The sequence below is a fragment of the Candidatus Delongbacteria bacterium genome (assembly GCA_020634015.1).
In the GTDB taxonomy this organism is placed as follows: domain Bacteria; phylum CAIWAD01; class CAIWAD01; order CAIWAD01; family CAIWAD01; genus JACKCN01.
Genome location: JACKCN010000003.1, coordinates 340,896 through 352,026, shown reverse-complemented (window position 1 = coordinate 352,026; position 11,131 = coordinate 340,896). Strand labels below are relative to the sequence as shown.

Here is an 11,131-nt window from a genome sequence, read left to right as displayed (position 1 = left end):
GTCAACGTGAACGCTGGCTGAACAGCAGCCAGCTCAACAGGATGCCCAGCCCGACGGCCAGCCCGACCCAGGGCCAGCTGGTACTCGCGGAGAGCCCGGCATGCGCAAGGCTGTCCGCTGGCTGGGCCAGAAACAGCGAATCCGCTCCGGTGGTCGGCAGGGTGCCGGGAAGTGTGGTCCCGTCGAGTGCGTCCATGGGCGATCAACTTACCAATGAAGAGGTCCGCGACCTACCGGGTTCCCGCTTTGCCAAGACCAGCAGTCTGTCAGATGCCCAGCGCGAATGAGGCGATCCAGAGTCCCTCCCGGTCGGGGGACAGCGGATTGTCCATCCAGCTCAGGTCCAGCAGCGTGTTGAAGGGCAGCAACTGGTGCGAGAAGCGTCGCAGACTGCTGCGCAACAGCCCGACGGACAGGCTGCGCACGGGTGCGCGCGACGGAAACAGCTCGTCCTGGGGCCAGTAGATCCCGGCTCGCACTTCGCCCAGTTCGCGCCACCCCAGCGACGCCCCCAGATGCATTTCCTGCGAATTGAAGCCCCGGCCTTCCTGGGTCACGTTGCGGATGTCGGCGGCGATCTTCAGTCTGGCGCCGTCCCGGGCCGTGGGAATCCGGGTATCCAGGGCCGCCCGGTCCCGCCCCATGGGGTACCAGCTCAGGCCAACGTTGATCGTGCCGTCGTCCACCCGGTCCAACCAGCGCCTGTCGGGAGCCTGACCGTCGCCACTGAGGTTCACGGCCACCGCGCCCACGTCCATCAACTTGTTCACGCGCACCAGCAGCCCGTAGTTCACCGTGAGCCTCCGGGTCTGGCTGCGCTCGTCCCAGCGGTAGGCCCCGCTGGCGCCCAGGCTGATCCGTTCGTCCAGCGAGAGCGCGAAGACCATCGAGGGTGTGTAGCGCTCGCTGGCCCGATTGCCACCGGAAATGTCGGTGGGCAGGTCCGTGTCCGCTCCGGGCTCATAGTCGGCAGGCACCAGACCCAGAGCGAGGCGCGAGTTCCCCAGCCAGAGGCCACGAATCGTGGCCAGTCCCGGAAGGGCGCGCGCGTAGGGTGAGGTATCACGGCCATCCACGGTCGGGGTGACCAGCAGGGGCAAGGGGTCCAGATAGAGCGCCCAGCCGCTGCGGCTCTCCCGGAAGCGGAGTCCGGCCGGATTGTAGAGATGAGCCTCGGCGCAGCGCGTATTGGCAGCGTAACACCCACCCATGCCCAGGATGCGTGCGCTGCGGTTGCTGCCCAGCCAGGTACGATCGGAGGCCCGGGTTGCGGGTACCAGCCACAGGCAGAGCGCCAGCATCACGATGGTGCGCATCACGGCGCTTCCTTGCGGTTCCGCCGCAGACCCAGCGCTCCCGCGAGGGCCAGCAGGGCCAGTCCGATGACAGGCAGCAGATCTCCGGTGCGCGTATACACCGTAAAGCCATCGCGGGTCTCCACCCTGGCCCGCAGCACGCCGCGCACTCCCTTGGGCAGGATCTCGCGGATTCTGCCGCGTTCGTCAATGGCGGCGCTGTAGCCATTGTTGCAGGCCCGCACCAGCCAGCGCCCGGTTTCCACGGAGCGCAGGCGCGCCACGGCCAGATGCTGGTCCAGTTCCCAGCTGTGGCCGAACCAGGCGTCGTTGGTCTGGTTGGTCAGCAGCTCGGCGCCTCCCAGAACCATCGCGCGGGCATGGGGAGCGAAGTTTCCTTCGAAGCAGATGCTCTCGCCGAAGCGCAGTGTATCACCTGAACGCGGCAGGATGCCCGGTGAACGGCGCTCCCCGGGACGGAACTCGGCCTGCCCCAGATTGAGCGAGCCCAGGATGGGCAGCAGCTTCTGCCCGGGAACCCGTTCCCCGAAGGGCACCAGTTGGATCTTGTAGTACCGATCGAGCACGCCCGTGGAATCCACCAGATACGCGCCGTTCTGGGGTTTGCCACTCTCGCGGTCACCACTGAAGTCGTTGACACCGGTCAGCAGGGGAGTGCCCGTCTCGTGGCTGAAGCGAATCAGCCGCTGCAGCGCGCTGAAGTTGTGACTGATGCGTGTGGGAACGGCCGTCTCGGGCCAGATCACCAGGTCGGCGGGGGCCTGTGCCAGTGCCTCGCGGCTGAGGCGCTCGTGAATCCCCAGACACCAGCTCCAGGGTCGGCGCCACTTCTGCAATGGGTCCACATTGCCCTGGACGAGCAGCAGCTCCAGCTCGCCCGTGGCGGGTGAACGCGGTGTGGAGTACCAGCCCGCCACTCCGGCCGAGCCCAGCAGCAGCACCGCGGCCAGCAGGGGACGCCAGCTGCGCGCGCCCAGCAGGGCCATCAGCACCAGCAGGTTCACCGCGAGCACGATCAGGGTCATGCCGTGCATGCCCGCCAGCGCGGCGACGGGTCGGATCATCGGGTTGAGTGCCTGACTCACGCCGATCAGGTTCCAGGGAAAGCCCATTTCCGAGCCACTGACGATCCAGTCCACGGCGATCACCGCCAGCGGATGTGCCCAGAGACCGAGTGCTCCATGGCGTCTCACGAACCAGACCGTCAGCGCGGCGCTGACTCCCCAGAGCAGGCTGAGCCAGAGCACGGCGGCCAGCATGCTGGCCAGGGCGGCCGCGGCGGGTAGATCGCTGTTCAGGCCGATCCACCAGACCGTGCCCAGATTGTAGCCGAAGCCAGCCACCAGCCCGGTCCGGAATCCGTGCCGTGTTTCAAGCAGGACCCGGTAGAATGGCACCAGGGCGATCAGACCCAGCAGGAAGGCTGGTGAGGGCGGAAAGGCCGCAGCCAGGAGCAGGCCCGACATCAGGGCAGCCCGGAGCGGTGCACGCCGGGTGTCCACCAGGGGCAGCAGGCGAGCCGCCGTGAGGTTCATGCTACAGCCGCACCGTCTTGCCCGACTCAGCGGACCGGTAGATCGCGTCCACCACTTTCATCACCTGCAGGGTCTGGGCCAGTTGGTCGTCGTCCGTGCTGCCGTTGCGAATCACTTCGGCGAAATGGGAGAGCTGCGAGCGGTAGGATTCCGTATACAGATCCGCTCCCTTGGGCAGGGTGGCCGGAGTCATCGAATAGCGCTGGCCGGCCGCCTCACGCGTGATGCGCAGCGGGTTCATGAAGGCACTGCCCTTGGAACCAAAGAAGTAGCCGTAGGTCTTGTTCTCCTCGGGCAGCAGGCTCCAGCTGGCATCCAGATGGATCACCGTGCCGCCGGCAAGGCGCAGGTGGGCCGTGGCGGTGTCTTCCACATCCTTGCGCAGCAGGTCGTGGTACACGGCACCATGCACGCTTTCGACCTCGGGATAGTTCAGCAGCCAGAGCAGCACGTCGATCAGGGCCACGCCCCCATCCATGAGGACGCCACCACCGCTTTGCTGGGCCTCGTAGCGCCAGCCCTTCGGGGGCTGCCCACCGAACTTGCGCAGCCAGCCGCACTTGATGTAGAAGATGCGTCCCAGTTCGTTCTGCACCAGGAAGTTGCGCAGGATGTTGACATCCGCCCGGTAGCGGTTGTTGAAGCCGATCTGCAGCAGGGACTCCGGATGCTGGTCACGGGCACGCTGCAGCTTCTGGATCTCCTTCGCATTCAGGGTCACCGGTGTTTCCACCAGCACGTGCAGTCCGGCGGTGAGCGCCTGGATCACATAGGGCATGTGCAGATGGGTGGGTGTGGCGATGATCACGGCCCTGGCCCCGGAGGACCGCATCAGCTCGAGCGGATCACGGTAGGCCTGGGCCGACTCGCAGCGCGAGGCCAGCTGGCTGGCCATCCGGAACTGGGCGTCGCAGAGCGCCACCAGTTCGAAATCCTCCGACTCCCGCACGGAAGGGATGTGATAGACCTGTGACACCTGTCCACAACCGATGATCCCGATGGGTATCCGTTCCATGCTCATCTCCTCCCGCTCCTCAGCTCTGGATGTGCGTCCAACCAATCCTGCAGCAGCAGTGCGGCCGCCACCCGGTCCGTTGCCTGATGCCGCCCGCGCCGCTCGCGCGCGGGACGTCCTGCCTGTTCCAGCTGCTGCTGTGCCCTCACGCTGCTGAACGCCTCGTTCTGGAACACCACCGGGTATCCTTCCCGCGTCAGGACGGAGGCCAGGTGTCGGATCTGGGTGTCAAGCGTGCCGGGTGCTCCGTCATTGCGCTCGGGCAGCCCCATCACCACCAGCGCCACCCGCTGGCCGACGATCAGCTCCCGCAGGTGCGGCAGCAGACCGCGCCCGGCTCCCAGAGTCCCGAATGGGCTGGCCGTGCAGAGCTCGGAATCGCTGAGCGCCACTCCGATGCGCACGGTGCCATAGTCCAGCCCCATCACGCGGCAGCCTTCCGGAAAGGGCGGCAAGCCGGATTCGGGAGTGCCGTGCTCACTCATCGCGGTCCTTTCGCCAGTGACTCACTCTTGCCGCGTGCCCCGGGACGAATGGATGCGCCACCCGGAGACGCTTCGAATATAGTGCTGGCAGGCTGGGGGTGGTAGCTCGACACGGATGTCCCGTGGGAACTGCAAGGAAGTGGACGATGCGGGTCAGGTGTGAGGACGGCAGAGTTTCACTCGCCGAATCGCAGCCCCTGCATGATCGGGAGAATCACCGAATCCATCTGCGCGAAGGAACTGTCGGGCACGGTCCAGAAGAAGCTGAAGAAACGCTCGCCCAGCGGCACCACCCAGGAATCCTCCCAGAACAGCAGGCTGCCGTTCTCGGGCAGGTCGATGGCATAGTGCAGGCGACCATGCAGGCCCGCCGGGGCATTCATGGGCGTGAATGGCACGGGGTCCTGCATGTCGATGACCCGTCGCCCCTGCTGGGGCCAGGTCACCTGCTGGACATACTCCTCCAGCGGGAGCTCGCGCGTCTGCACCCAGACCGACAGTGAGACCAGTGAGGGGGATTCGCCCTGGAGGAACACGACGGTCCCGGTGCTGTCACTCTGGGGATCGATGAAGACCGTGGGCTGGTAGCTGTCGGGAAGTGGAAGGGAGAAGCCCAGCGAAGAGTATTGGCGATTCGGACCGGGAGAGCCCGAGCAGGCAGCCAGCAGCAGGATGCCGATGAAAAAAAGCAGGCGCCCGCACTCAGTCGGACGCCTGCGGAATCGGGCAAGAAAATTCACGGCAGGGTCTAGAACAGCGAGTTGAAGTACTTGGTGAGGACCAGGCTCAACTGGAAGTTGTTCGTGTTGGGGCTGGTGCGCACCACGTCGCCCTGCACGTTCTGGATGTCCTGGATGCGGCCGAAGCTCATGTCGCCACGAACGGCCAGGTTGACATCGTCATACAGCTTGAAGTTGTAACCCAGACCGGCACTCCAGGCCATGCCACTGCGCGTGATCGTGCGGGTGGTGGCGACCGTGGGGGTGGCAGGCGATCCGGAGACCGACTGGGTCAGGGTGTAGTCGTAGCTCAGGGTGGTGACGCCCGCGCCCAGATCCACGAAGAGATTGGGATTGCGCATCCAGTCGTAGGGGAACAGGTCGCTGCTGAGGCGGAAGATCAGCATCAGGTCGTGCTGCTGAAGCGTGCCCACCACATCGTTGATCAGGTTGCCGGCGCTGGGAGCGCTGACGTCAAGGTAGTTGCCGGTGGCATCGGTGTAGAAGGTGCCGTCGCCTTCGGGGGCGGTGTTGAAGTTGTACTTCACCAGCACGCCATAACCGCCGCGCTTGGACTGGAACCAGTGTCCCATGGCCACGCCGGCACCGAATCCCACCTGGTTGGCACCCATCAGCGGGAACACGGAGGTGGTGGGGTTGAACTCGAAGGTGTCCGAATAGTAGCCGGAATCGAGCATGTAACGCCCACCCAGGCTCACCTCGAAGATGTCGTTTCCGGTGGCCAGCGCAGTGCCGGCAATCATACAGCCACCAAGAACGAATCCGAGCATCAGATTGCGCATTCCTGTCTCCTCTGCAAAATCCACCCGCCACAGCAACGGTCGCCGTTGTACAGGGCTGATGACACACTGTTAGAATTTCTGTCTGAATTCGACTGGGAACCTCGTCCGGATCCCCGGAACCAAGCGGGTTCGGGGCGGGAGGGGGTGCAAGTGCGGAAACCCAGCAACAACCGTTCCACTTGCAGGCGACATGTTCCACCGGGCAAGAGGGAGAGACGCCCGCGGGAGCAGGGCCAATCTAAAAAGAAATGGGCGGGAATCTGCAACCGGGAACAATCGGACCTTCCTGCTTCCCGGATCTTCTCACGGATCGCTTCAGCCCTGTTCGCGCGCCAGCTCCAGAATCAGTCGCGACTCCCACTCCCCTTCGATCAGCAGGCCCATGGCCAGCAACCACACCATGGCTGAATCCGGCCAGTTGTGCAGGAGCAACCAGGGCAATGCCAGAGTACTGAAACACTTGGCCAGCAGCAGCAGGCGCAGCGGGCGTGCCGCGGTGCCCTGCGTCAATACCGCCAGCGATGCCGCACTGAGCACGGCTATGATCTGCAGGGTCTCCAGCAGGGTCGTCAACAGTTCGGGGCGCTCTTGGCCGGGCATCAGCAACAGCCCACAGCCCAGAATCAGCGGAGCCAGCAGCGGCAGCAGGACCATTCCCATCGGCGGCCTGGGCGCTCCCGCCGACAGGGTCGGCAGGGTCCGCAGCACGGTTGGCAGCAGGGCCATGGCGCAGGGAAGGGTCAACAGCGAATCGGGCAGGCCGGGCAGCAGATCACGGCCCAGCAGCGACAGCAGGGGCAGCAGTGCCAGAGCCAGTGCCAGCAGGGGCGGGCGCAGTGCGTCCTCGTGACGCAGGCGCTGCCAGAGGATCACCAGCCCCGGCAGGAGCGCACCCGAAGGCGGTATGTCCGGCCTCAGCAACGGCAGCAGCAAGGTCCAGCCCAGCACGGCGTTGAGTGCCAGGGCCCCCGGGGCGCGCGGCAGATCGTTCAGGAACAGCTGGTACAGACGGTCGATGCTGGAAGACACGGGACCTCGAAGAATGGCGTCCGGCCCGTGCGCAGCGCCGGGCAATCAGGGAGCGGTGGCCGAGCCCAACTCGAGCAGGGTCGAAAACAGCGCCAGCTCGAATGTTGGCGACGCACCCCAGCTTAATGTATCCGTGCGACTGAGTGTCAGCCCCGAGTCCACGGCGCGGCAATGCACCAGACAGGAATCCAGAGCCTGCTGGTAGAAGAATGTCTGCGCCATCAGCAGGTGCAGATCACGCCAGTCGATGTGGGTATCGTGGGAGAACCGGAAGTCGGGGTCGCGCCGCAGGGCTTCGCGCGCACGCTGGATCACACGCGGGTAGTCCGGCGGCGAGCTGTCGCGCCGGGCGAAGGCCTCGCCCACCCGGGCACTGTTGCGCTCGTCGTCGGCCAGCAGCGCCTGGCGAAAGGCCAGAGCCGCGGGTGTCGCCTGCCCCAGCATCAATTGGCACCAGCCCTGGCCTTCACTGGCTTCAGGATAGAGTCCCCCCGTGTCGAGCAGCGCGCTGAATGCGGCCAGAGCGCCGTCATAGTCCTGTTGGGCGTAGCGGTTCCAGGCCGAGGACAGCGCTCCTTCACCGGTGTCATCACTCGTGCCCGTGATACCGCACCCACTCAGTCCGATCAGGGCCAGCGCCAACAGTCTTTTCATGCTCACCTCAGCAACAGCATTTTCTGGTGTGCCGCCCCCTGCGGACCGGACAGGCGTGCCACATAGGGGCCGCTGGCCACTGGTCGGCCCTCGGCATTGGTGCCATCCCAGCGCAGGGAATGCACGCCGGCGGGAAGTTCCTGATCCAGCAGCACGCACACCCGGCGCCCCAGCATGTCGTACACGACAAGCTGCACGCGCCCATCGCTGGGCAGTTCCAGCTCGAGCCGCGTCGAAGGATTGAACGGATTGGGCACGGGAGGATTCAGGCGGAAACTCGCCGGCAACGCGACACCGTCGGCCAGTCGATACTCGCCGGCCGTGATGCCCATGACTCGCAGCCCACCGGGAATGATCTGCGATGGAAGTGCCTGCCAGCCATTTCCGCTGCGCTTCTCGAGTCGCTGTCCTGCCAGCGCCGAAACCTCCAATTCGGCACGCTCGCCGCTGCGGAAGGAAATCACCTGCCACGAGTCGGCGTGTTTGGGGTCCAGGCTGCGCAGCGCCCAGCGGGACTCACTGTCGGAACGGATCCAGAGCCGACCGTCCGGCGAGGGAAATCCAATCGCGGCCTGGCCGAGTGTTCCGGACGCGAGCACAAGCGAGTCCAGGGCGATGTTTCCCACGATGTCCTGTGAGCGCACGTGCACCGTGACCTGCCCCTCGGGAAGCGCCAGGTCCGCCCGGAAGACCCAGGAAGATCCGGAGGGATTGCCCAGGCCCACGAAGGGCACCACGGTCTCCTCCACACTGCCCTGCGGCGGCGCTCCCAGGCGCTCGTCACTCAGGGCCACCAGATCCAGCACGGCGGGATTGGCTCCATTGGCCAGCACACCCAGGGTGATGCCGGGTGCCACATTCTCCAGCGAGTGGATCTCGAGCTGGGCCGAATCGACGTTCTGTGAGAGATCTTGCGCAAGCAGCGTGAACAGATCGATCCCCAGGTGATCGGGATCCGTCTGGATCAGCACCCGGTCAAGCTGTTCTTCCCAGATCATCGACAGGGGAGAATCCGCTGGCGGCACGAAGCTCCAGCTGATCACATCGCCTTCATCCTGATCGTAGACATAGGAACTGACCTGCTCGAGGGTGTCCACCTGCCCGGCAATGATGTAGCGCGGCGGGAACTCACTCACCACCGGCGGTGTGCCCTCGATGACCCGCAGCGGCACGAAACCACTGGCACTGTTGCCCAGAGGGTCGGCCACCGCCAGCCAGAGAGTGTCTCGCCCGGTTTCGCTGCCACTTGTGATCCGCAAGCGGCGACCTTCGAGCAGTTCCGCCGTCAGACGCGGATTGGGCTGCAACGTCCAGAGCATGCTGGCCGCGTCCTCGACCACATCATGGATGTGCTCATCCAGCAGAATGCTGGAATCGCTGGCGAAGGTGCTCAGCAGCAGTTCGCGGAAGGGCAGGATCGTGGGCAACCCCGTGCTGTCAACCACCACGGCCATGCTGGTCTGGGATCCACTGTGGCCTTCGGGGTCGGAGGCACGCCATGTGATCCAGTCGAACAGTCCCCGGGTGCCGGGCGCATTCACCGTTGCCGTACGCGCCTCGGTATTCAGCGAGACCCCGAAGACCTGGTTGTGGTCCAGGGTCCATTGCATCTGGTTCACGGGCGTGTCCAGATCCCAGACATGCTGATCCAGCGGAATCGGCCCGAATTGCTGTCCCGCCCAGAGCAACAGTGGCTGGAAATCGCCCACCGTCGGGCTGTTGCCCAGCAGCGAGACAGCCAGCAGGGTGTCCTCGTCCGTGTTGAGATCCGGGTCGGTGGCCGTCAGGATCACGCGTTCCACGCCGCGCCAGGACGGACTCAGGCTGCGGAACGTGGCGATGTGGGTCTGGCTGGTGATGCTGACCTGAATCCGCTGCTGTCCGCGGGCTTCCACCAGCAACTCGTCGTCGTTGTTGTCTTCGTCACTCAGGTAGTCGTTCAGGTTGCGCGAGGCGGTCTGGCTGCTGAGAAAGACCACATCGTCCACCGCTTGCCAGATCGGGGGATGCGAGTTGACCAGCACCCTCAACGTGTCGGTGTCGAAGCCGCCATCCAGATCGTCGACGCGCACCAGAAAATCCACCGGAGTGAACAGCGGCGTGTCGTCCTGTACCACGATGGTCAGAGTGCGGGCCTGTGAGTCAATGCGCAGGGCCACCAGACTGGTGTCCGAGGGGCTGCTCCAGAACAGTTCGTTCCAGGTGTTGTCCACATCGGAGGTGACCTCCTGAAGGTCCAGAATCGTTTGTCGGTCGGGGTTCACCGGAATGCGTGCCGTCCCGAAGTCGAGCTCGGGTGCATCGTTCACCGGCAGCACCACGACCGGAATCACGGCCACGTCGGCCATGCCGATGCTGTCCTCCACGCGGACCGTCACCTGACCCGTGCCGGCCCAGTTCGGCAGCGCACTGAAAATGCCCACATGGGTGGCCGGGTTGATCACCAGGCTGAGCGCGGGATCGATCTCGGTCACGGTCCAGCTCAGGGTACTGACGTCGTTGTTGGGGTCCACGACGTACTCATTGAAGGGCAGGAGGAAGGTCTCGTCCTCGAAGAAGCGCACGAGAGCATCCGGGTTGCGCAGGGTGTCGGCGATCTGCGGCGGTTCGCCCTTGAAGACCCGGTAGGTCTGTGTGGACGTGGTGGCCGCGAACATGGCGGTCACGGGCTGGGAATGCACCTCGCCGGGTCCGCCATTGTCGCTGGCGATCAGCCAGAAGGCATCCGCGGTGCGCACCGTGTCCAGATTGCAGACTGAATTGGTCAGGGGCGACAGGTTGAAACGGATCAGCGCCGGATCCACACTGGAACTCTGTTCCAGATGGTCAAAGAGATTCAGGCTGTCCACAGGGTGCGCCGAGGTGAGGTAGACATCGGGCAGGGGTTCCAGCGAGACTCCCACCACATTCAGCACCAGCGGGCGCTCCTGGTTGAAGTTATACTCGCGGTCTTCGCTGTCACGCCAGTAGAGGCTGTTGCGGAAGTAGAAATTGTTGTGATCGAAGCCCAGCTGATGACCCTCGATGGCTCCCGTGATGCGGATATGGAAACTGCAGAGAATGCCCACCGCCTGAAAGGCCGGTCGCTCACCATTCTGGGATGTGCCGGTCTGCACGATCCAGTCCAGGCGTTCGCCGCTCATGTGCTCGTTCAGGGGTCGGTCGCTGTGATGGCCCGAGAACAGGACCGAGTAGGGGAAGATCGCGTTGCTCTGGATCCAGCCCAGGTTGCCCGTGGTGGTTTCCCAGCGCACGGGTTCCATGATGTGCTCGGGAAAGCTCCAGAACAGCTGAAGCCCGGAGATGTACTCACCCCGGGTGTCGATGTGCACGTCCACCTGATACTCCATGCCGATCTGGGCATTCAGGGTATCGTTCTCGGACACGGTCAACCAGACCCGGGTCTGCGGGGACTGGGCGCCCGCACTCAGGGTCAGCAACAGCAGCAGCAAGATGTTTCGCAAGAACGGCATCCGGGTGTCCTGTCAGTCTGGTCCCGGAGGAGAGTCCGGGCTTCAGCCTAATTGGCAATCCCTGTGCCAAGCTCTGCACTTCTGAAGTTCGCTTGTAAATCA

At 64.6% G+C, this 11,131-nt stretch carries 10 protein-coding genes; all 10 read right to left on the bottom strand.

Features of this window, described 5'->3' with window-relative positions; genetic code table 11:
- Position 1: 1 nt before the first annotated feature.
- A complete protein-coding gene (locus tag H6678_08175; protein MCB9473771.1) occupies positions 2-196 on the bottom strand; it encodes a hypothetical protein in 195 nt (64 codons plus the stop codon).
- Positions 197-266: 70 nt separating this feature from the next.
- Complete coding sequence (locus tag H6678_08170; protein ID MCB9473770.1) at positions 267-1,319, bottom strand: hypothetical protein; 1,053 nt, start codon at positions 1,317-1,319, stop codon at positions 267-269.
- Positions 1,316-2,851: an apolipoprotein N-acyltransferase gene (gene lnt, locus H6678_08165; GenBank protein ID MCB9473769.1), complete on the bottom strand. Its 1,536-nt coding sequence runs from the start codon at positions 2,849-2,851 to the stop codon at positions 1,316-1,318. Before lnt ends, H6678_08170 begins: the two co-directional genes overlap by 4 nt.
- A 1-nt stretch (position 2,852) precedes the next feature.
- Positions 2,853-3,866: a Gfo/Idh/MocA family oxidoreductase gene (locus H6678_08160; GenBank protein ID MCB9473768.1), complete on the bottom strand. Its 1,014-nt coding sequence runs from the start codon at positions 3,864-3,866 to the stop codon at positions 2,853-2,855.
- A gap of 2 nt (positions 3,867-3,868) precedes the next feature.
- Positions 3,869-4,351, bottom strand: a complete 483-nt coding sequence (gene ruvX, locus H6678_08155; GenBank protein ID MCB9473767.1) for a Holliday junction resolvase RuvX — start codon at positions 4,349-4,351, stop codon at positions 3,869-3,871.
- A 176-nt stretch (positions 4,352-4,527) separates the two neighbouring features.
- Positions 4,528-5,091, bottom strand: a complete 564-nt coding sequence (locus H6678_08150; GenBank protein MCB9473766.1) for a hypothetical protein — start codon at positions 5,089-5,091, stop codon at positions 4,528-4,530.
- A gap of 8 nt (positions 5,092-5,099) precedes the next feature.
- Positions 5,100-5,873: a hypothetical protein gene (locus H6678_08145; protein ID MCB9473765.1), complete on the bottom strand. Its 774-nt coding sequence runs from the start codon at positions 5,871-5,873 to the stop codon at positions 5,100-5,102.
- Between the two features lie 315 nt (positions 5,874-6,188).
- Positions 6,189-6,902 (bottom strand): hypothetical protein, encoded by a 714-nt coding sequence (locus H6678_08140; protein MCB9473764.1) that lies wholly within the window; start codon positions 6,900-6,902, stop codon positions 6,189-6,191.
- A gap of 45 nt (positions 6,903-6,947) precedes the next feature.
- A complete protein-coding gene (locus tag H6678_08135) occupies positions 6,948-7,556 on the bottom strand; it encodes a hypothetical protein (protein MCB9473763.1) in 609 nt (202 codons plus the stop codon).
- Positions 7,557-7,558: 2 nt separating this feature from the next.
- Positions 7,559-11,029 carry a hypothetical protein gene (locus H6678_08130; protein MCB9473762.1) on the bottom strand — a complete coding sequence of 1,157 codons (3,471 nt, stop codon included), beginning with the start codon at positions 11,027-11,029 and terminating at the stop codon, positions 7,559-7,561.
- Positions 11,030-11,131 lie beyond the last annotated feature (102 nt).